Source organism: Paenibacillus barengoltzii G22 (assembly GCF_000403375.2).
GTDB classification, from domain to species: Bacteria; Bacillota; Bacilli; order Paenibacillales; family Paenibacillaceae; genus Fontibacillus; species Fontibacillus barengoltzii.
Genome location: NZ_KE159653.1, coordinates 1,366,661 through 1,387,547, shown reverse-complemented (window position 1 = coordinate 1,387,547; position 20,887 = coordinate 1,366,661). Strand labels below are relative to the sequence as shown.

Below are 20,887 nucleotides of genomic sequence, written 5' to 3'. Positions count from 1 at the left end.
AGAGCTGCTCATATAGGAGTTGCAAGATGAAATGAATATGGAGTACTTAAGCGAAATTCAGGATCATAAGATGCGCCTCAAAGATTTGGCGCAAATGATTTATGATCTTTGCGGACTGAATTACTTGGACAATCTTCCGCTACTGGCCTCGAAAGTTTCAAAGAGACTATCCGGTCTGAATATGACGTTCGGGGAGTACATCGAATGCTTAACAAGGAACCCGCAAGAATGGGATCACCTTGTTGAACTCATTACGAACAACGAAACCTATTTTTTTCGTGAAGAGAGTCAGCTCAATGAATTGAGCCATGTGATTCTTCCCCAATTCCGTGATAAAAAATGTATTCGGATTTGGAGCGCCGCGTGCTCCACGGGAGAAGAACCTTACAGCTTGGCGATGACCATCGCAGAATCAGGCATTGTACCGCTAAAGTCTGTACATATCATTGCAACCGACATTAATCGAAAGGTTCTGCAAATCGCAAGACGCGGGTGGTACCCTAAGAATTCGTTATGCTTCCGCCGGACTCCTAAGGAGATGTTGGACAGGTATTTTATTCCGCAAGATGATGGATTTCAAATCAAGGGCTTCATCAAAGACAGGATTGAATTCCGGTATGCGAATCTCTTAAATGACCAGGATTTGGCGCCGGTCGAAAAAGTCGATATCCTTTTTTGCAGAAATGTGCTCATTTATTTCGATTCGGAAGCCACGCGACGGGTCATAGCGAAGTTTGACCGTTTATTAAATCCGGGGGGCTATTTATTTCTGGGACATGCCGAAACGCTCACAGGCATGAACACCAATTTCGAGACGATTCATGCTCATTCGACATTTTACTACCGAAAGCGGAGCAATGATTCGGGAGTTCATCATTTGGACGAGACTTTATCACAGGGAGGCAAAGCGAATTGAGTCGGTACGGTGTGCTCATCGTCGATGATTCCGCCTTTATGAGGAAGGCGATCAGCACCTTGTTCGAGAAGGATCCTGATTTTTTTATCGTGGGAATCGCCCGCAACGGCCTTGAAGCCATCGAAAAGATAGAGCGTTTCAAACCGGACGTCGTTACGATGGATGTGGAAATGCCGGAGATGGACGGAATCACCGCCTTGGAATTCATCATGAAGCATCATCCGGTATCGGTCGTGATGCTGAGCGAACTGACCAGCAAAGGAGCAGAAGCAACGCTAACGGCGTTGCAATTGGGCGCGGTAGATTTTTTCCCGAAAAGCTCTTTGATCAAGGACCCGATCGATCCGAAAATGATAGACGATTTTCTGATGAGGGTAAAGGCCGCCGCCAGCGCGAAATTGCCGATCAGAAACCATATTGCGTCTGCGAAAGAAATAGCGGCAGAAAAAAAGAGAAAGGGGGCCGCTGCCGTTGAACTGCTTATGATCGGATGCTCTACAGGCGGACCGTCGGCTATCCAATCCATTCTGCCCCGGTTTACAACCGACTTTCCTGCGGGAATTGTCGTTATCCAGCATATGCCGCCGGGATTTACCAAACCGTTGGCGGACCGTTTCAACACCATTTGTAATTTGCAGGTGAAAGAAGCGGAGGATGGCGATGTTGTGAAGCCAGGGGTTATCTATATTGCGCCTGCGGGGTATCAAGCCTTGTTTCAAAAAACAAATGACGGAAAGACGATTCTCAAAATCGTAGAGGATGACGGCAGATTGTACAAGCCGTCGATTGATGTTTCGCTTCAGTCCGCAGCTCCGATTTACCGCGATCGCTTGTTGGCCGTTATTCTTACCGGAATGGGGTCGGACGGGTTAATCGGCTGCGGTGAAGTGAAGCGGCAACAAGGTCATGTGATCGTTGAATCCGAAGAATCGTGTATCGTCTATGGGATGCCTAAAGTGGTTTATGAGGCGGGATACGCCGACCGGCAAGTCGCTTTGCCTCATATTTATCAAGAGATCCTATCTTTTATTTAGGACGATTTCTGTTCATGACTCGGTAACATTGCAAGGAGGTTCTAAATATGGAAAAAGAAAAGGAAATCCTCACACCTGAAGAAATCGAGGAAATCATCCGCAAATTGGAGCAAATCGATACATCAGATTCGGCGGGAGTGGAGTGAAATCGTTCAAGATCAACGTTGATCGGTACGTATAAAAATGTGATTTTTCGCCCGCCGGGATTTCCGGCGGACGAAAACAATCGCATCAATTCCGTTTGCTTAAAACATCCACGGCCAAAATGGCGTTGGCCACTTGTTCTGCCGTGATTTCACGGGAAAGGTTGTTCATCGTTTCATTCGGCGCCGTGGCGGCCTCGCCGACTTTCAGCAGCTCCTCAAAAGTCACATTCTCCAAATGCAGTTCCTCTAAAGTTGTCGGTAGACCGAGCTCCCGGTAAAAGTTAATGTACTTAACGATCTCCTCTTCGGGGTGAAGCTCAAGCACCAACTGAACAAGCGTTCCGTAAGCTACTTTTTCGCCGTGCGTTAAATGATGGATTTCGCCGGACAACACCGTCAATCCGTTATGAATCGCATGCGCGCCCGCTAGGCCGCCGCTTTCAAACCCAAGACCAGATAGCAGCGTATTGGCTTCGATCACCGCTTCGACGTGCTTGGTCACCAACCCTTTTTGCACGGCTTTATAGGCGGGAATTCCGTATTGGAACAATGTTTCTTCGCATGCCTTGGCGATGGCTTGCGCGGCGATGCTAGGTTTCCCGCCGGACATCGCGGTGCCGCCGCTTTTGACCGTAGCGCGCACTTCAATCCATGTCGCCGTCGCGTCGGCAATGCCGGAAGCGAACAAGCGGGCCGGAGCTTTGGCCACGATGGCGGTGTCGACCAGGACGAGATCGGGATTTTTGTTGAAGAACCGGTAGGACTCGAACACGCCTTCGTCGCTGTAAATGACGGAGAGAGCGCTGGTCGGCGCGTCGGTCGAAGCCGTTGTCGGGACAATCACCACTTTAGTCTTAAGCTCATCCGCCACGACTTTGGAGGTATCCAGCGTTTTGCCTCCGCCTATCCCGATGACAAAATCAACCGATTGCGCTTGTCCTTCCTCGGCAATACGGCGTATTTCATTAACGGAGGCTTCGCCGTTGAATAAAACAAAATGATGTTCAATCTGCTCCGACGATAAGCTTTGGGTCACCGTTTCTTGGGTAATGCGCCAAACGACATCATCGGCGATCACGAGCGGTTTACGTCCCAACGCTTTGACGTATTTCCCCAAATCCCGCAAAGCGCCTTGACCTTGGATATACTTGTTGGGTGAAACAAAAACGATGTTTGCCATGTAGCTCTCCTCCTGCAACATTATAAATTCATCTTTCATTAATATCGCCTGCGCTTGGAAGAATATGCATTTTTAACATAATAACATAACAGACGGGGAAAGGCGCCCTTTAGAAAAGAGTTTATAAAATTTTAAATAAATTGCTTGAAAAATCTCCCTTCTCCCATTACAATCCTAATTGATAATGAGTTTCAATATCATTTAGGATAAACAATAGGGGGAGAAGGGGAATTATCTTGAAATTCAACAAAACGTTTCTAAGTATGATCCTTATTTTGATGATCGCCGCTTTGGTCGGCTGCGCAGCCGGCGGACCGGCAAAAGGGACTTCCGATACCGGCAGCCAGGCTGGCGCAGCCGTCGATTCGAATCAAGCGAAGAGCGGCGGAACGGACGCGGCTGGGGAAGAGATCCGGGTCGTCAAGCACGCCATGGGCGAAACGGAGATCAAAGGAACGCCTAAAAGGATCGTAACCTTGTTCCAGGGAGCCACCGATGTGGCCGTTTCGCTTGGAGTGAAGCCGGTCGGCGTGGTGGAATCCTGGGTGCAGCAGCCTATCTACGAATATTTGCGGGCCGATCTGGAGGGCGTAGCGATCGTCGGTCAAGAGACGCAGCCGAATCTGGAAGAGATACATAAACTTCAGCCTGATCTGATCATTGCCACGAAGACGCGGCACGAGGATGTTTACGAACAGTTGTCGCAAATCGCACCGACGGTCATGACGGAAACGCTTTTTGACTGGAAAGAAACGCTGAAGACGGCAGGTGAGGCGTTGAATCTCAAGGACAAATCCGATCAGTTGCTCGCCGATTGGGATGCGAGAGTAGCCGACTTCAAGCAGAAGATGGGCGACCGCTTGCCGATCGAGGTAACGATCACCAATTTCAGAGCTGATCAGGTACGGATTTTCTATATGGGCTACGCGGGGAAAATTCTCAAAGAGCTTGGCTTTACAAGACCTCCCGGACATGATCAAGACATCTGGGGCGTTCAACTCGCTTCCAAAGAGAGCATCCCGGATATGAATGCCGACATCATCTTCAACTTCAATTCCGGCACCGATACCGAAGCGATTCAGAAAAACTATGAGGAATGGACGAAGAGCAAGCTATGGGCCAATCTGGACGCAGTTAAGAACGGCAAGCTCGTTCAGGTGGACGAAGTGGTGTGGAACAGCGCCGGCGGCTACAAGACGGCCAATATGCTGCTCGACGATCTGTACGAATATTTCAAGCTGAATTAATCGCAAGCAGGAAGGCCTGCCTTGAGCAGGCTTTTTGCCGCATTTTAAATGACGAAGACGAAAGAGTGAGGAAATGTTTCCGCTGTTTGTACGGGAGAAATCGAAGCTGTTGGGGCTGGCGGCGCTGCTCGTTCTGCTTGTTGCGTCATGTGCCGCCAGCATGATCTTCGGCCGCACGGAAATTACGATTTCCACGGCGGTGGAGGCGTTCAGGAATTACGACGAAGAATCCGTCGAACATATCGTACTGCATACCGAGCGGCTGCCGCGGACGGTTATTGCCGCCGTCGTAGGGGCCGGCCTGGCGGTTGCCGGAGCGCTCATGCAGGCATTGACCCGCAATTCGCTGGCGTCGCCGAGTGTGTTCGGGATTAACGCCGGAGCGATTTTTTTCATCGTGCTGGCGGTCGTGCTGCTGTCGGTGTCCTCGTTAAAAGCGATGATGTGGTTCGGCTTTGCCGGAGCGGCGATTGCGGCGGTGATCGTCTATGCGCTCGGCTCGATCGGGCGGGACGGCTTAACGCCGATCAAAATCGTGCTGGCGGGCACGGCGATTACGGCTTTGTTCTCATCCTTCACGCAGGCCGTGCTCGTTCTGGACGGGACGGGGCTAGAGGATGTGCTGTTCTGGCTGGCCGGCTCCGTCAGCGGGCGGACGCTGGAGATGCTCTATCCGGTTCTGCCGTATATGGCTTTGGCGGTGCTAACCGCTCTCTTCATGGGCCGGGCGATCAACCTGATGTTGACCGGCGATGATATTGCCAAAGGCATGGGGCAGAACGTCGTGCTGGTCAAAACGCTGATGGGGGCCGTCATTGTGCTTCTTGCCGGAGGTTCGGTGGCCGTCGCCGGCTCGATCGGTCTCGTCGGACTCATCGTGCCCCATATGATGCGCGCCCTGGTCGGGAACGACTATCGCTGGCTCATTCCTTACTCGCTCGCAGGGGGAGCGGTACTGCTGCTATGGTCCGATGTAGCCGCCCGGTTGGTCATTCTGCCGGACGAACTTCCGCTTGGCGTCGTGACCGCCTTGATTGGCGGGCCGTTCTTCATCTATATCGCCCGCAAGGGGGTGACGAAGATATGAAGGAAACGATCATGGTTCGCAGCAAAAAAGATACCGTATCTTTCCTGATCGAGCGCAAGGCGGCGCTCGCCATTGCCGTGCTAGCCGTCCTGGTTCTGCTCGCCGCTGTGGCCGGAACAAGCCTAGGCGGCGACATCCTGTCTCCGCTGGAAGTGCTCCGGACGATCTTGGGGCTAAACGCCGGGGAGCATGATTTCGTCGTGCTCACGCTGAGACTGCCGCGGGTGCTGCTGTCCCTGCTTGTCGGCGCGGCGCTGGGCATGTCCGGCGCCATCCTGCAGGGGGTCATCCGCAACCCGCTCGCATCTCCGGATGTCATCGGCATCACCGGAGGCGCGGCGGTGGCGGCGGTCGGTTTCGTCTCGCTGCTGGGAGGCGCGCTCAGCATCAAGCTGCTGCCGGCGTTCGCGGTTGCCGGCGCCATTACGGCTTCGCTGGTCATTTACGCGCTGGCTTGGAAAGAGGGGGTCACGCCGATTCGCCTGGTGTTGATCGGGATTGGCATATCGGCCATCACCGGCGCCGGCACCACGTTTATGCTGATCCTAAGCCCGTTCTACACCGCCGGGCAAGCTTACATTTGGCTAACCGGCAGCGTATACGGCGCTTCCTGGGCGGATGTTTACACCATTCTGCCGGTGATCGTGCTTATCGTGCCGCCGGCCCTTTGGCTTGCGCGCAGCCTGAATGCGCAGGCGTTCGGCGACGACCTGGCCGCCGGGCTTGGCGTTGCCGTTCAGCGCCACCGTCTGGCGCTGCTATTTTGCAGCGTGCTGCTCGCCGGATTTGCGGTATCCGTGGCCGGCACCCTCGGATTCGTCGGCCTGATCGCACCGCATATCGCCAGAAAGCTGGCGGGCCGCATGTTCGGCAGCGTGCTGCTCGTGTCGGCGCTGCTCGGGGCTCTGCTTGTGTTCAGCGCCGATTTGATCGGACGGACCGCGTTTGTGCCGCTGGATGTTCCGGCCGGGGTGTTCACGGCGGGAGTGGGCGCGCCTTTCTTCTTGTACTTGCTGTTTAAGAACAGAAACCAATTTTGAATAGGGGGAGAACCGTGAGTATTTTGGAAGCGAAAGACCTTACTATCTCCTATGGAGCGGAGCCTGTGATCGAAAATTTGAACTTGAGGATACCGAAAGGCCAAATCTCGGTCCTGATCGGCAGCAACGGCTGCGGCAAGTCCACGCTGCTGCGCACCATTGCGCGCCTGCAGAAGCCCCGTTCGGGCACGGTGCTGCTGAGCGGGGAAGAGATCGCCAAGCTGCCGAGCAAGGAAATCGCCAAGCGGATGTCCATTTTGCCGCAAGGTCCTTCCTCCCCGGAAGGCTTGACGGTGAGCCAACTCGTCAGGCAGGGAAGATACCCGCACCAGAGCTGGCTGAAGCAATGGTCGCGTGAGGATGAACGGATGGTTCGCCTGGCGCTTCAGGCCACGCGCCTGACGGAACTCGCGGACCGACCGGTGGACGCGCTGTCGGGAGGGCAGCGCCAACGCGCCTGGATCGCCATGACGCTCGCCCAGGGAGCGGAAACGTTGCTGCTCGACGAACCGACGACCTACCTCGATATGAGCCATCAGATCGAAATCCTCGATTTGCTGTTCGAATTAAACGAGAAGGAGCGTCGCACGATTGTGATGGTTCTGCACGATCTGAATTTGGCCTGCCGCTACGCCCATCATATCGTCGCGGTCCACGGAGGGTCCATTTACGCCCAGGGACGGCCAGAGGAGATCGTGACCCGCGAGATGGTCCGCACCGTCTTTCGGATGGACTGCGAAATTGCTGTCGATCCGCTGTTTGGCACACCGCTGTGCATTCCACATGGAAGGGGCAGGAATGTTCATGAAGAACAACGCTATGGCCACCTGGCTTGAGCCGGAGGAATTTCAGGTGCTGTCCGACGAGTACCGCTTAACCCGAGAGCCTTCCGCCGACCGGACGTTCTCCATTCCGTTTACCGACCTTTTAAATCCGGAGAGAAGCGAGGCTTATTTTCGCGGCGTAAGCGGCATTTTCGAGACCAACTCGCAGTCGGCGGCCGTCTCGCTTTTCGCCAAGCGGTATGCCTTTCTCGTTATCGCTTCCAATTTATACGCGATGTCTTGCTTCAATAAGGGATTGAACCTGGAACTGGAGAACGGCTGGATCGAGTCGTGCTATCAGGGGCAGGCCTGGCTGCCCAAGGCGCGGCTGAAAGACTGGCAGGCCAGCGAGCCGCAAGCGGATCAGCGCAGCGAATGGCGCGATCTGATCCTTGAACGGATGTTTGCCGGTAATCTGTCCCGGGTATGGAACGGCGTTTCCAAAACGGCGCGGATCTCCAAAGCGCTGTTATGGGAAAACACGGCCATTTATGTCTATTGGTTGTATGAGAAAAAATTTGCGGAAGGAGCGGGGCCCGAGCAACAGCGGCGGATGAAAGAGGATTATCATTATTTGCTTCACGACGCGCCGCCCCGCCTGTTCGGCGAATCCCGCAATCCGCTCAAGCGGTTCGACAGTCCGAAAGTGTTCAGGGACGGTTACGACAAGCCGCTAAGAGTGCGTAAAACCTGCTGCCTTTATTATTTGACGTCGGATGAGCCGGGCGATTACTGTTCGACGTGCCCCAAACGGACTTAATACGCCTTCTCCATCAAAGATAACCGCTACATCACTGCCACGCCGACGATATCGGTACCCGCTTAGAATCCCCTTGTCAGAATATGAATATCGGCTTTCCTGCCGCCATATCAAAAAGCATGTTCTGCCGTTTCCGCGCCGTCGGTCTAGCGCAACCCGCATGGCCGATGGCTTTTGCCTCCGCATTCCTTTCCCGTGCAAAAGATGAATATTTTCCCTTTAAAGATGAATATTGACAATTATAAATCAGGTCACGTAAGATAGTTTTATAAATGATAGTGATTATCATTATCATCAAAACAATCCGACGGGCTTTCACAAACCCTCCTTAAGTCAACAAAGGCAAAGCTCGCCGGATAGGAAGGAGGGGTTATCATTGACGTATCCGACCGGGAGCCGAAATGCGCTTAACCGGCTGCTGATCAACAAAGCCAGAGAAATGGGCATCGGCTGCCGGCTGCTCCTTGCGGGGTGCGAGGATTTTTTGGAGCTGAGCTATCAGGGCAGGAGCATCGTGATCAACAAAACGAGATCGCATCGGCTGTCCTTGATTGCCGGGCTGCTGGCCAAGAATAAAGAGGCTACAAATTTGCTGCTCTCGCAACGGGGGCTTCCCGTGCCGCCTTATATGGTCGTTTCGGAAACGGGGGCGGAAGCGGTCCGGTTCCTGCAAACTCATTTGTCCGTTGCGGTCAAGCCGCTCGACGCAAGCGGCAGCGCCGGCGTCACGTTGGACGTCCGGACCGTTCCGCAGCTTGAAACGGCTATCCAAAGGGCGGGAAGCTATGGCGGTAAGGTTATGCTCCAGCGGTTTGTGCCGGGGGCGGATTATCGCGTCCTGGTGATCAACTACCGCATCGCGGCGGTCACCGAGTATCGCCCTGCCTTTGTGACCGGCGACGGCGCTTCATCGCTCAGGGAGCTGATCCGGCGTCTGAACGAGACCCGAACCCGCCAAAGCGAGATCGGCGAGATCGAGGCGTTTGCCGAAATCAAAACCGATTCAAAGCGCTTGCTGGCGGCGCTGGACCAGCAAGGCGTGGCGCTAGACGATATCGTTCCGGCGGGATGTCTGGTAAAGCTGCAAGATATTCGCAACGCTCCGGCCGGGGAAATCAGCGAAATTTATGCCGACCGCACGGATTTGATCTGTCCGGCTAACGCGGCTATGGCCGTTGAAGCCGCCAAGGCGCTGCAGATTGACGTCGCCGGCATCGATATTCGCTGCCCGGATATCGCCGTTCCTGTCACCGAGGCGTCCGGCGGCATCCTGGAAGTCAATGCGCTGCCCGACATGATCCACCATGTTGTTCCGTATGAGGGCGCTTCGCGCGATGTCATCCGCATCTATTTGGAATACCTGTTTGAAGAGGCGCTTACTTGGAATCGATAGACGAGAATAAAAGGAGCGTAGGCCCGATATGTCAGCTAAGGTCCGCAATGTACAAAACGAATATTTAAGGCGGCAGGAAGCAAAAGAGTCCAATGCCCGCACGTATCCCCGGCATTTTCCGCTGGTCATCAGCAGCGCGAAGGGCATCACGGTGACGGATACGGAAGGCCGGACGTACTATGACTGCCTGGCCGGCGCCGGCACGCTGGCGCTGGGGCATAATCATGAAGTGGCGCTGGAGGCGATCCGCAGCGCGCTTGAGCGGCAAATCCCGCTGCACACCCTCGATCTCGCCACTCCCCTCAAGGTGGATTTTATGGAGGAAGTGTTCTCGTTATTGCCCGAGGAATTAAAGGATCGCAGCAAAATCCAATTTTGCGGCCCGACCGGGGCCGACGCGGTAGAAGCGGCGATTAAGCTGGTCAAACATGCGACCAAAGGCAAATCCGTGCTTGCCTTCCATGGCGGCTATCACGGTTCGACGCAGGCGGCCATGGCGCTAAGCGGCAATCTGGATAAGAAGCAGCATTTGCAGAGCCTGCTGCCGGATGTGCATTTTCTGCCTTTTCCTTATGAATACCGCTGTCCGTTCGGGATGGGCGGAGGGATGACCGCGAAGCTGAGCGCACGGTATATCGAAAACTTGCTCGACGACTGCGAAAGCGGCATCGCCGCGCCTTGCGGCGTTATCGTGGAGACGGTGCAGGGCGAGGGAGGAGCGATTCCCGCCGATCTGGAATGGCTGCGGGAGCTAAGACGCATTACGGCCGAACGAAACTTGCCGCTGATCATCGACGAGGTGCAGACGGGGATCGGCCGCACGGGGCGGATGTTTTCGTTCGAGCATGCCGGGATCGTCCCGGATGTCATCGTCTGCTCCAAAGCGATCGGCGGCGGCCTGCCGATGTCCCTGGTGATCTACAAGGAGGAGCTGGATGTGTGGCAGCCGGGCGCGCATACCGGAACCTTCCGCGGCAACCAGCTTGCCATGGCCGCGGGATTGGCGACGCTTCGCTATATCCGGGAGCATGACGTGCTCCTTAACGTGCAAAAACGCGGCGAGCAGTTCATGGCAAGGCTTGGCGCCTTGAAAGAAAAATACGAGGCGATCGGCGACGTTCGCGGCCGCGGGCTGATGATCGGGGTGGAAATGGTCGACACCGCCGGCCCGAAGGACCGTCTCGGCCATTATCCGCCGCACGGAGAACTGGCTGCAGCCATCCAACGAAGCTGCTTTCAAAACGGCTTGATCGTGGAGGTTGGCGGCCGCCGCTCCGCCGTTATCCGCTTTCTTCCTCCGCTTACGATCACCGAGCGGGAGACGGAGGAAGTGCTGGACATCTTCGAGCGGTCGGTAGCGGAGGCTTTGGCCTCAGCCGCCGTAGCGTCCGCTCCATGCTGAGCGCGGTTAATATGTGAAGCAGTTGGACTATTTTATTTTTCCAGGAAAGAAGGTTGGCATCATTGTTGGGGACGGAAAGCAAGCTTCGGCCGGAAAGCCTGAAGCAAGCGAACGAGCATACGTGCAAGCTGCTGCTGAACTGTTATATCCGCGAGCTGGGACACGAAAGACGCAGGCACATCGATCTGAATGCCCGCACGCTGGACTATGCCGTAGTATTTCCGGCAAGCGGGATTACCGTTTTCGGCAAGCTTGCTTATTATTCCGCCGCAGGAGAGCATGAATATCACAGTATGCGCTGGCTCGGCGGGAGTGAGGAAGGCGCCGTCGGGTACGAAGAGCTGGTGCGCTGGATCGTCGGCGAGCTTACGGAGAACGAAGGCCCGTTAACGGGCGGGCTATGGATTACGGTGGAGAAGAAACGCAGCTTTGTGGAACAAGTCGGAAATAGCTGCCGCAATCTGGCGTTATTTATCGAACGGGCGGCAGAGCATGGCGTGTTCGACTACCGTTCGTCGGAGCAGGCGCTGATTTACGGGCATCCGTTTCATCCTTTTCCCAAGAACATGTCCGGATTTACCGAGCGGGATGTGCTGCTTTACAGTCCGGAGCTGCGCTCCTCGTTCCGGCTAAGCTATTTTGCCGTAAGGAGGGATGTGTACCGGGAGGAATGGGTGTCAGAGGGCGGAAAAGTGCCGCCGTATGAAAGCGTGCAGGACCATCTGGGGCACGTCCTTGGCGGCCAAAGCGGCGAATACGCCCCGCTGCCTGTACATCCTTGGCAATACCGGCACGTGCTGGGCCTCGCCAAGGTTCGCGAATATATCCGCGACGGGAAATTGATCCCCTTAGGCAGCCTGGGGCCGCTCGCTTATCCGACCACTTCGGTGCGCACGGTCTATATCCCCGAGATGAACTGCAACATCAAGCTGCCTTTGAATATGCAAATTACCAATTTAGTCCGCACCAACAGCGGCGAGCAAATGCGCAGAACGCTAGATGCTTCCCGCTATTTGCTGCGGCGGGGCGGATTCGGCCCGGACTCGCCCGCGGGTATCGCTTACGAAACGGGCATTGGCACGTGCCGCTTCGAGGAGGAGGAGCTGACCCGGCAGTTTACGGTTGTCTACCGTCCGATCGAGTTCGATCCATCTTGCACCTATGTGCTGGCCAGCCTGGTGGAAGCGCCGCGGCCGGGAAAACCGTCGCGCCTCATGACGCTGCTCGGCGGCGGCGAGGTTCCCATCGAGCGCTGGTTTGAGCGCTATCTGGAGCTGTCGATGCTGCCGATCGTGCGCCTCGCCGGGGAACAAGGCATTCATTTCGAGGCCCATCTGCAGAACACGCTGCTCACCGTGCAAGGCGGCATGCCGGCCGCCTTCATCATCCGCGATCTGGAAGGCGTCAGCGTCGAAATCGACAAGGCGCATGCGAACGAGGAGGAGGCTCCGTCCCCGCCCGGTCCCCTGTTCTATCCGAGGGAAGAGGCTTGGAAGAGGACGGGGTATTATTTTTTCGTAAACCATTTGGGCTTGCTCATTCATTCCATAGCTCGGGACGTGAACGCTTCGGAAGAGCAGTTCTGGGGAATCGCCCGCGACATGCTAATGCGGGAATACGCTAGAAGCGCTAATCCTTTCGCCAAGCATTTGCTGACGGCCGAAACGTTTCGGGCCAAGCGGAATATGCTCAGCTGTCTTGCGGGTAACGGCGAAACGCCGTCTTATGTGGAAGTGAACAATTTGCTTAGAAGAGAGGGTGAGCCATGTGGAGACTACGATCCGTTTGCCTGACCACAAACCGGCCGGCTATGCCGACGTGCAGGAGAGAATGATGCGCCAGACGCTTGAGGCGTTATGGTTCGAAGGCATCCTGGACTGCGCGAAAAACGGGAGGATTTGGCGCACGCACGGCATCGGCGCGGACGGACAGCCGGTCGTCTATACCTGCGAGGCGGAGGAGAAGTATTCGTTCGGCCGAGTGAAAATCGCCAAGGGCTCCATCCGAAGAGAAGGGGAGCCCTGCGCCGATCTGCATCTATTTCTGGAGGAGCTGGTGCTTAACCGCCTGCAGGGAGAGCGGATCGGCTCGTTTGTCCGCGAACTGCTGGAAACGCTGGCCAAGGACAGCCAGTGCAGGGCCGTGCTGCCGGAGCGCATCCCGGACGGCGACAAGCACTACGATGCGCTGGAAAGCCATATGACAGACGGGCATCCTTACCACCCCAGCTACAAGTCCAGAATCGGCTTTACGCTGAAGGACAATTTGGCGTACGGTCCCGAATTCAATCAGCCCATCCGCCTGTTCTGGGTCGCCGTCAAACGGGAGCTGACCGATACGGCGCTGGCTGCGGGCTCTACGGCGGAAGATTTGTACAGGCCGCATTTGACGGAACAAGATATGGACCGATTCGGCCGGATTTTGCGGGAAGAGGGCGACGGAAGCTCGTATACGTTCATCCCCGTCCATCCCTGGCAGTGGGAGCATCGGCTGGAATCCGTCTTCACCCGCCAGCGGCAAAGCCGCGAGCTTATTCCGCTCGGGTTGTCAGACGGAGTATACCGGGCGCAGCAATCGATCCGCACGCTGTCGCACAGAGAGCACCCGCAGGCTCCCTATCTCAAATTGTCGCTCGGCATCACCAACACCTCGACCGGCCGCATTTTGGCGCACCATACGACGCAAAACGCCCCGTTGATCAGCGACTGGCTGGATGGCCTGATCCGCGAGGACGAGCTGCTGCAGCGTGAGCGATTCGGCATCCTTAAAGAAATTATGGGCGTGTCCTTCCGGTACGATAGGCTGCCCGCGGTTCAGTACGGCAGTGCCTACGGATCGCTCGGAGCGATCTGGCGGGAGAACGTATCCGTTCATTTGCGGGACAAAGAGGAGGCTTGGCCGCTAAACGCGCTGACGCTGGTGCAACAAAACGGCGTGCCTTTCATCCAAGACGCCGTTCGGCGGCACGGGATCGGAACCTGGAGCGAAGCGCTCGTCCGAACGCTGACGCTGCCGATGATCCATCTGCTGTATGCGCACGGCATCGCCTTGGAATCTCACGCGCAGAACATCATTCTCGTGCTGAAGGACGGGCTGCCGAAGCGGATCATCGTCAAGGATCTGCACGACGGGGTGCGTTTTGTCCCGGGCAGGCTGCGGCATCCGAAGCGGGCGCCGAAGCTGCATCCCGAGCCGGAAGCGCACCGCAAATTCAACCGGTATTCGTTCATCCACGCCGAGACGATGCCGGAAGTGCGGGATTATGTGTATGACGCGTTCTTTTTCATCTGCATGAGCGAGATCGCCTGGACCCTGGAGACGTTCGGGCTTGCGGAGCGGAAGTTCTGGAGCCTGTGCGCGGCGGTCATCTTGGAATACCAGCGGCAATATCCCGAGTATGGGGAAAGTTTTCAAGGCTATGACCTGTTTAGCACCGACGCGTTGGTGGAGGAGATGACCAAGCGGAGGCTGTACGGCGACGGCGAGCTGTATTTCCGCAAACCGCTCAACCCGCTGCGGCTGGCGAGGGAGAGTCTGGCGGCGTTATGAGACCCAATGCACTTAAGCTGAAAATAAACCGTAAACAGCCGGTGTTCGGCCTGTTCGTCTCCATTCCGCATCCCGTGATCGTGGAAATGATCGGCCATGCCGAATACGATTTCGTCATTATCGATTGCGAGCACGCTTCTACGAACATGGAAAGCGTCGAGGAGCTGATCCGCGCCGCCGAATTGATGGGCGTGACTCCGTTGGTCCGCGTTTCGGGTGTGAACCGCTCCGAAATCTTGAAGGTGCTGGACTGCGGAGCGCAGGGCATCGTCATCCCTCATGTCGAGCGGCGGGAGCAGGTCGAGGAAGCCGTCCGCTGGGCGTATTACCACCCGCTTGGAAGCCGCAGTCTCAATAGCGGCCGGCCGGGCGCGTTCGCCAAATATTCGCTGACGGAGTATATCCGGGAGGCCAACGAAGCGGTCATGGTGGTGCCGATGATCGAAAACATGGAAGGTATTAGGCAATGCGAGGACATTTTAGCCCATCCGCAGATCGGGTTTGTGCTGGAAGGCGCGGCGGACCTGTCGCAATCCCTCGGCTTGCCGTGGCAAACCGGGCATCCGGAGGTGCGGCGGGAGTTGGAGCGGCTGCATGCGGCCGCGCAGCGTCTCGGGGTTCCGTACGCCGCGGTTGCGAGAAGCAGGGAGGAAATGCGGATGTGGGCGGAGCGCGGGGTGCGCATTTATGTGCTGGGAGATGACCGAAATACGGCGTTTCGCGCTTATATGCAAAAGCGAAACGACTACCGGGATATGGGTGATTGGACATGAAAGCATACGTGCGGGAAGCGATCAACAGGCTGCAAGCGGAAAGCCGGGAGCCGTTTTGCGCTTATCTGTATGACCTGGGCGGCATTCGCGCGCATGTGCGAAGGATGCGGCGGTATATGCCGGAACGGACGGGGCTGTTTTACGCGATTAAAGCCAACCCGGACCGGCGCATTATCGAAGCGCTGCTGCCGCTGATCGACGGATTTGAGGTAGCCTCCGCCGGCGAGCTGCTCAAGGTCAGGGAGGTGAGCGGCAGCGTTCCGGTTCTGTTTGGCGGCCCCGGCAAAAAGGAAGCGGAGCTGGAGGCGGCCATCCGGCATAATGTTTCCTATATTCATGTGGAAAGCCTGCTGGAGCTGAGAAGGCTGATCCGGCTTACACAAGGGCGGAGCGAGCCGGTCCGGATTTTGCTGCGCATGAACCTGAGAACGAGCGCGTTGCCGCAGACCCAAATTACGATGGGCGGCCGTCCGACCCCCTTCGGGCTGGACGAGGAGCTGCTTGATGAAGCGATCGCCATTATACGGGAAGAAGGGCGGGGCGCGGTTAGGTTATGCGGCTTTCATTTTCACTCGCTCTCGAACAACTTGCGGGCGGAGCTGCATGCCGAAATGATCGAGCTGTATTTGCGAAAAGCGGAAGAGTGGATGGAACGCTACCGTCTGGACATTGAGATCGTCAACGCGGGAGGCGGCTTTGGCGTCCCTTACGATGACGCTCCGGCGTTCGACTGGGCCTTGTTCACTTCCCTGATCGCACGAAGCGAAGCTAGAAAAAGGCTTGCCAGAGTTCAGTTGTGGTTCGAGCCGGGCCGGTTTCTCGTAGCAGACCACGGTTATTACGCCGCGGAGGTGATCGATATCAAGCCTTCGCATGATCGGTATTTTGCCGTGCTGAGGGGAGGGACGCATCACAACCGGCTGCCCGCTTCCTGGGGGCATAATCATCCGTTTGCTGTTTTGCCGGCGGAGCGTTGGGCGTATCCTTTCGCCAGGCCAGAGATCAGGCGGGGCAAGGTGACGCTGGTCGGCGAGCTTTGCACGCCCAAGGACCGGCTGCATGCGGATGCCGAAGTCGAGCTGCTGCGCGTCGGCGACATCGTTGTGTTCGAGAAGTCGGGCGCTTATTGCTGGACGATCTCGCACCACGATTTTTTGGGGCACCCGCACCCGAAATTTTATTATTTAGCGGAAGGAAATGATCATGCATACCATGCGAACATGGACAATTGAATCAGGACGGCAGGCGGCGGAGCTACGGATTACCGGCGATTTGATGAACGCCTTTTTGACGGAGCGGTTTTTCCGGCTGGATGAGGGGACTTTCGGGACGCTGTCGGCCGCGCCCGAGCAGATCCGGCGGTTATACGGCGGGTATGGCGGTAATGGAGCGATTCGCATTTTTGCCGGGGAAATCGCGTTTTTGGTTGAAGACAGCCCCAGGCTTGGCGTTCAGTGGGTGCAGGATTCTCCAATTTTTAAACGCGCGTCCGACGGAAGCTGGGCTTTCATCAACTCTCCGGCGGAGCTGGCGAAAACGGTGTTGCGTGCGGTGTTGTCGGAGGAAGCCTACAGCCATCCGGGGGTTGCAGACTTTTTGACCGGCGTGGAGGTGGCGGCCCGGCAGCTTGCGTTGAGCCTGAGCCCGGAATGCGCGGAGGGGTTGCTGGCGTTTGCTCCGTCCTCGGCTTACGAGTGGTTTATCAAAGGAGAACGAATCGCTGCGCTGCGCGATCGCCCGTTCCATCCGTCGGCCAAAGCGAAAATTGGGTTTACCGAGCAGGACTGCCTGAAGTATTCGGCGGAGTTCGGGGAGCCGATCCGCCTGCGCTGGGTAGCGGTGCGCGCCGATTCGGTCGTACGGGGTTGCCCGGAAGGGCCGTTGTCTTGCCTGGATCTGCTTGCGGCTGAGCAGCGGGCCGCCGTGGAGGACGAGATGCAGCGGCGGGGGCTTAGGCCGGACGAATACGTGCCTCTGCCTGTGCACCCGTGGCAGCTTCAGCAGGTGATTTTGCCCCGCTTTATCCGGGAAATCGAGGAGGGGACGATCGTAGTGCTGGATGCGGAGGCTGGTGAATTTCTAGCCACCTCCTCCTTGCGTTCTCTTGCTCCGCCATCCATCGTGGAGGTGGGGAGTGGAGCGGACGTTAACGCTGTGGCCGCTGTGGCGATGCTCAAGCTGCCGGTCAGCGTGCTGTCGTTGGGCGCCGCCCGCTATTTGCCGGTCGTGAAGCTGCTGAACGGCTTGGCCGGGGAGAAGCTGCTGCGTCAGGCCATAGCTTGCGACGACACACTGCAGGGACGGGTTTTCCTATGCGAGGAGCGGCACTGGTGGGGATACATGCCGGCATCGATGGGGCTGTTCGACGACCATCCGCGCCATTTGGCCGCCCAGCTTCGCCTATACCCGCCGGAGCTTTTTGAGGCGGAACGCAAGGTGATTCCGATGTCCGCGCTTGGCGTCCATTTGGGAGGCCGGCATATTTTGTCGGAAATCCTGGGCAAGGAGCTTTCCCGCGAAGAGGTGTTCAGCTTCTATAGCGACCTCGCGCACCTGTTCTATGACGTGGTGATGCGGCTGTTCAAGATCGGAATCGTCCCGGAAATTCACGGGCAGAACTGCTGCCTGGTTCTGGAGCGCAATCAAGTGAAGGGGCTGCTGCTCCGCGACCACGATTCGGTGCGCCTGCATCAGCCATATCTCGATAAGCACGGCATCGGCGATCCCGGGTACCGCATACGGCCCGGCTATTCCAACAGCCTGTACAACGAGACGATTCACAAGCTGATTTTTTACGTCCAATCGCTGGGGACGCAGGTCAATCTGGCTTCGATCATGGAAGCTTTGTCCTGCGCGTACGATCTGCCGGAGTCCCGGTTGTGGACGATCACGGAGCAGGCCTGGAAAGAAGCGCTGCAAGGGGCGGGGCTGCCGGAAAGCGACCGCGCCGAGCTATACCGGGCGATCTTCGAGAGCGGAGAGTGGCCGGTGAAGCTGGTCGTTCGACCGCTGCTGGAAGCGGACGGGGTGCCCGGTGCGATGCCGTCGGGAAAAGGAACCGGGCATAATCCTTTCCTTAGAGGACGGTTGTAGGAACAAAGTTTTTAGACTGCAAGGAAGTAATTTTCTTGCAGTCTTTTTTTGTTAGTCTAGTGAGCTGATCTTCTGGGCAATCAATTTCGTCATGGCATGTTTGTGGTGAATCCCTGAGGAATGGCAGTCGAATACAACTTCTGAGCTGTCTTTGATCAGCCAATTGTGGTAGTGGGAGAGCAGTTCACCCGAGTACCACTTGTAGGCGTTGGGCTCTTTCTCAGGGGGCGGGGCGATAAACGGTTTATGGACAAACACGTTCAAGACGTGCAGGCCGTTTTCGTTCGTAAATTGCTTATAGTTTTCAAAGATATCTTTACGATACTCCGGTTTGATATAGTGCAGCACCCCGCTGGAAAAGATGATGTCGTAATGCGTATCTAAACGGTAATCTAAAATGTCTGCTTTAAACACATTTACGCGAACACCGGCTTGCTCGGCAAGTTTTCTCGTTTTCTCAATCCCGGCATCCGAGACATCAAAGGCTGTGACATCATATCCATTTCGTGCAAAGAAAACCGCATCTTTCCCTTCGCCGCACCCCACATCCAGCACTTTCAAATGCTTCGTTGGCGGCATAAGCTGAAGAACCTGATAACAGGCTGAATTCGGCACAGTCCCCCAATAATATTTTTGGGTTTTATACGCATCCTCATAAATCGTAATCCGTCTATCTTGCGAGGCATAGCCCAGAAGTTTATCGATGCTGACTTCCAGGGTTTTGGATAACAGAGGTAAGAGCGAAATGTCCGGCATTGTCTGGGCATTTTCCCATTTGGATATGGCTTGAAAAGAAACCCCGAGGATTTGCGCCAGTTCTTCTTGCGTCAGCCTCTTTTCTTTGCGGTAGATACTTATGTTTCTCGCTAATTGTTCCTTCATGCTTGTATTCACGCTCCTTCATGTATCCCCATTGTAGGGGGCGCGCCTTGGAATGAACAATAACTTCCTATTTGAATTTTTCACAGATTCAACTACCAGTTGAGAAGAAATAAGTATAGTTAACGTTGCGTTTTTATGAATCGTTTTTTATCAGTTATTTAGTCATTAAGTACTATTGGAATTATTTGTATCCTTTTGTATGATCGAAATGTAATATATTTCTTTTATTAATTGAGCATTTTGCATAATTTCATTTTCGAGAAAAAGACAACAGATTTATATGGCCTGTGGTTGGCTTCAATATCATGATGTGATGGCTTTTGGAAAAATGGGCAGACCTGCAGAATTTTCGTCTATGCCGAAAAATTTAAGCTGCGGCTTTGCTTGAATGCCTAACCATGGCTAGTGCAGAAGCCAGCAATACAATGGCGTTAAGGTACTGGTGCGTTGTGACTTTCCGGATTCCCCACACGTGCATCGCATCGGCAGTTAGATAGGTTTTCAAGCGGGAATTGCATCGTTCCACGCTAGTTCGTTCGTTGTACAGTTCTTTCCAACGCTTGCTATCCCGATGCGGTGTGGAGTAGCGGCGTAGATCACTGGTTATATCCATCTTAACGACCATCCCATAATTGGAAGACGAACAAGCGGCCATTCCGAGCGGACAGTCTACCTTGCCTGTAGCATGGGGACAACGGAATTTCAGAACATCACCATCCGCTCCCCAATAGATCATCGGAAACCCCATGGAGCAGCAAGGCGTTCCGTTCGACATCATGCCGGCAGGAGGCTCTTTCTCATTGCGAAGATTCATCGGGATGATCGCCTGTGCGTTCAAATTCCGGGTTGCCTCATAGTTTTTTAGTTGGTCATACCCAGCATCGAGGACAAAGAAGCTGACCTTGGTTTTTGCCGCGACTTGTTCCATCAGATCTGGCGCCATATCGCCGTCATGGACATGAGCCGGTGTCACGGCGAGCGCCATCGGCAGTTCGCTTTTGGTATCGACGGCGAGATGAAGTTTGTAGCCAAACCACTTCACCTTATTGCCGAAGGAGTCGAACTTGGCACCCCAGTTTGCATTGCCCGTGAGCTCGCTTTTACGTTTCGGCTGTTTCTTCTCATAAGCATGGATCGCGGCACTATCGATGGCCACATGACTTCCGTCGATGATGCCTTCTTGCTTGCAGCGTGTGACCAGATCCTCAAAAAGTCGCTTGGCCAGGTCTTTACTCGTCAAATCGGCAAATACGCGGCTCAACGTTGCCACGGAAGGAGCCTCCCGATCAAGGCGAAGTCCGCATTGATAGCGAAAACGAAGATCCATATCCAGCCGGCGATGCAGGCCAGTGAACGTACTGATATTCTCTAGCGGAGCTGCAAGCAAAGCCCGAAGAATTCCTTGTCTGCAATGACCGTCAGCGCCTCGGGGGGAACGGCTTCTCAGTTCTTTGGCGTAGGGACGTAGATCAAGAGCGCTGAAAAAGATAGGCAAACGTTCTTTGGATTCAAGTTTTTGCAGTTCCTCGAAGGAAAACAGACTTTCTTGGAGAATATACAA

18 protein-coding genes are annotated in these 20,887 nt (G+C 55.5%); 15 read left to right on the top strand and 3 right to left on the bottom strand.

The features are described from left to right. Positions 1 to 19 precede the first annotated feature (19 nt). On the top strand, positions 20 to 916 hold the full coding sequence (locus C812_RS14515) for a CheR family methyltransferase (RefSeq protein WP_244268325.1): 897 nt from the start codon (positions 20 to 22) through the stop codon (positions 914 to 916). Continuing rightward, positions 913 to 1,950, top strand: a complete 1,038-nt coding sequence (locus tag C812_RS14510) for a protein-glutamate methylesterase/protein-glutamine glutaminase (RefSeq protein WP_016313410.1) — start codon at positions 913 to 915, stop codon at positions 1,948 to 1,950. The genes C812_RS14515 and C812_RS14510 overlap by 4 nt, the downstream gene beginning before the upstream one ends. Before the next feature lie 231 nt (positions 1,951 to 2,181). On the opposite strand, the gene C812_RS14505 is transcribed toward C812_RS14510, so the two are convergent. After that, positions 2,182 to 3,276 (bottom strand): glycerol dehydrogenase, encoded by a 1,095-nt coding sequence (locus C812_RS14505; RefSeq protein ID WP_016313408.1) that lies wholly within the window; start codon positions 3,274 to 3,276, stop codon positions 2,182 to 2,184. 233 nt (positions 3,277 to 3,509) lie between these two features. Between C812_RS14505 and C812_RS14500 the strand changes: the two genes are divergently transcribed. The 13 genes from C812_RS14500 to C812_RS14440 all read left to right on the top strand — a co-directional run bounded on the left by C812_RS14500 (position 3,510) and on the right by C812_RS14440 (position 18,444). Then, the gene (locus C812_RS14500) at positions 3,510 to 4,523 is read left to right on the top strand and encodes an ABC transporter substrate-binding protein (protein ID WP_036625198.1); all 1,014 of its coding nucleotides are present in this window, start codon (positions 3,510 to 3,512) and stop codon (positions 4,521 to 4,523) included. Between the two features lie 73 nt (positions 4,524 to 4,596). Continuing rightward, the gene (locus C812_RS14495; RefSeq protein ID WP_016313406.1) at positions 4,597 to 5,610 is read left to right on the top strand and encodes a FecCD family ABC transporter permease; all 1,014 of its coding nucleotides are present in this window, start codon (positions 4,597 to 4,599) and stop codon (positions 5,608 to 5,610) included. Further along, the gene (locus C812_RS14490) at positions 5,607 to 6,650 is read left to right on the top strand and encodes a FecCD family ABC transporter permease (protein WP_016313405.1); all 1,044 of its coding nucleotides are present in this window, start codon (positions 5,607 to 5,609) and stop codon (positions 6,648 to 6,650) included. The genes C812_RS14495 and C812_RS14490 overlap by 4 nt, the downstream gene beginning before the upstream one ends. Positions 6,651 to 6,664: 14 nt before the next feature. Further along, positions 6,665 to 7,486, top strand: a complete 822-nt coding sequence (locus tag C812_RS14485; protein ID WP_016313404.1) for an ABC transporter ATP-binding protein — start codon at positions 6,665 to 6,667, stop codon at positions 7,484 to 7,486. Then, a complete protein-coding gene (locus tag C812_RS14480; protein ID WP_016313403.1) occupies positions 7,455 to 8,234 on the top strand; it encodes an IucA/IucC family C-terminal-domain containing protein in 780 nt (259 codons plus the stop codon). Before C812_RS14485 ends, C812_RS14480 begins: the two co-directional genes overlap by 32 nt. Positions 8,235 to 8,317: 83 nt before the next feature. Beyond that, positions 8,318 to 8,470, top strand: a complete 153-nt coding sequence (locus C812_RS22575) for a hypothetical protein (RefSeq protein WP_167669323.1) — start codon at positions 8,318 to 8,320, stop codon at positions 8,468 to 8,470. A 140-nt stretch (positions 8,471 to 8,610) separates the two neighbouring features. Then, positions 8,611 to 9,627 (top strand): ATP-grasp domain-containing protein, encoded by a 1,017-nt coding sequence (locus tag C812_RS14470; RefSeq protein WP_016313402.1) that lies wholly within the window; start codon positions 8,611 to 8,613, stop codon positions 9,625 to 9,627. 28 nt (positions 9,628 to 9,655) lie between these two features. After that, entirely contained in the window at positions 9,656 to 11,029 is a 1,374-nt protein-coding gene (locus C812_RS14465; protein WP_016313401.1) for a diaminobutyrate--2-oxoglutarate transaminase, read from the top strand. Positions 11,030 to 11,082: 53 nt separating this feature from the next. Then, a complete protein-coding gene (locus C812_RS14460) occupies positions 11,083 to 12,822 on the top strand; it encodes an IucA/IucC family protein (RefSeq protein ID WP_244268324.1) in 1,740 nt (579 codons plus the stop codon). Further along, positions 12,797 to 14,578 carry an IucA/IucC family protein gene (locus tag C812_RS14455; RefSeq protein WP_016313399.1) on the top strand — a complete coding sequence of 594 codons (1,782 nt, stop codon included), beginning with the start codon at positions 12,797 to 12,799 and terminating at the stop codon, positions 14,576 to 14,578. The genes C812_RS14460 and C812_RS14455 overlap by 26 nt, the downstream gene beginning before the upstream one ends. Next, positions 14,575 to 15,351, top strand: a complete 777-nt coding sequence (locus tag C812_RS14450; protein WP_016313398.1) for an HpcH/HpaI aldolase family protein — start codon at positions 14,575 to 14,577, stop codon at positions 15,349 to 15,351. The genes C812_RS14455 and C812_RS14450 overlap by 4 nt, the downstream gene beginning before the upstream one ends. Beyond that, positions 15,348 to 16,583, top strand: a complete 1,236-nt coding sequence (locus C812_RS14445) for a type III PLP-dependent enzyme (protein WP_016313397.1) — start codon at positions 15,348 to 15,350, stop codon at positions 16,581 to 16,583. The genes C812_RS14450 and C812_RS14445 overlap by 4 nt, the downstream gene beginning before the upstream one ends. Continuing rightward, a complete protein-coding gene (locus C812_RS14440) occupies positions 16,564 to 18,444 on the top strand; it encodes an IucA/IucC family protein (protein WP_036625496.1) in 1,881 nt (626 codons plus the stop codon). Before C812_RS14445 ends, C812_RS14440 begins: the two co-directional genes overlap by 20 nt. 51 nt (positions 18,445 to 18,495) lie before the next feature. Here the strand turns inward: C812_RS14440 and C812_RS14435 are convergent, their stop codons facing one another. Next, positions 18,496 to 19,326 carry a methyltransferase domain-containing protein gene (locus C812_RS14435; protein WP_016313395.1) on the bottom strand — a complete coding sequence of 277 codons (831 nt, stop codon included), beginning with the start codon at positions 19,324 to 19,326 and terminating at the stop codon, positions 18,496 to 18,498. A 367-nt stretch (positions 19,327 to 19,693) separates the two neighbouring features. Beyond that, positions 19,694 to 20,887, bottom strand: a complete 1,194-nt coding sequence (locus C812_RS14430) for a transposase (protein ID WP_016313394.1) — start codon at positions 20,885 to 20,887, stop codon at positions 19,694 to 19,696.

Coding starts and splice junctions, on each gene's coding strand:
- C812_RS14435 (WP_016313395.1), bottom strand. CDS start 19,326: ATGAAGGAACAATTAGCGAGAAACATAAGTATCTACCGCAAAGAAAAG.
- C812_RS14505 (WP_016313408.1), bottom strand. CDS start 3,276: ATGGCAAACATCGTTTTTGTTTCACCCAACAAGTATATCCAAGGTCAA.
- C812_RS14495 (WP_016313406.1), top strand. CDS start 4,597: ATGTTTCCGCTGTTTGTACGGGAGAAATCGAAGCTGTTGGGGCTGGCG.
- C812_RS14440 (WP_036625496.1), top strand. CDS start 16,564: ATGCGAACATGGACAATTGAATCAGGACGGCAGGCGGCGGAGCTACGG.
- C812_RS14450 (WP_016313398.1), top strand. CDS start 14,575: ATGAGACCCAATGCACTTAAGCTGAAAATAAACCGTAAACAGCCGGTG.
- C812_RS14490 (WP_016313405.1), top strand. CDS start 5,607: ATGAAGGAAACGATCATGGTTCGCAGCAAAAAAGATACCGTATCTTTC.
- C812_RS22575 (WP_167669323.1), top strand. CDS start 8,318: ATGAATATCGGCTTTCCTGCCGCCATATCAAAAAGCATGTTCTGCCGT.
- C812_RS14480 (WP_016313403.1), top strand. CDS start 7,455: ATGAAGAACAACGCTATGGCCACCTGGCTTGAGCCGGAGGAATTTCAG.
- C812_RS14445 (WP_016313397.1), top strand. CDS start 15,348: ATGAAAGCATACGTGCGGGAAGCGATCAACAGGCTGCAAGCGGAAAGC.
- C812_RS14465 (WP_016313401.1), top strand. CDS start 9,656: ATGTCAGCTAAGGTCCGCAATGTACAAAACGAATATTTAAGGCGGCAG.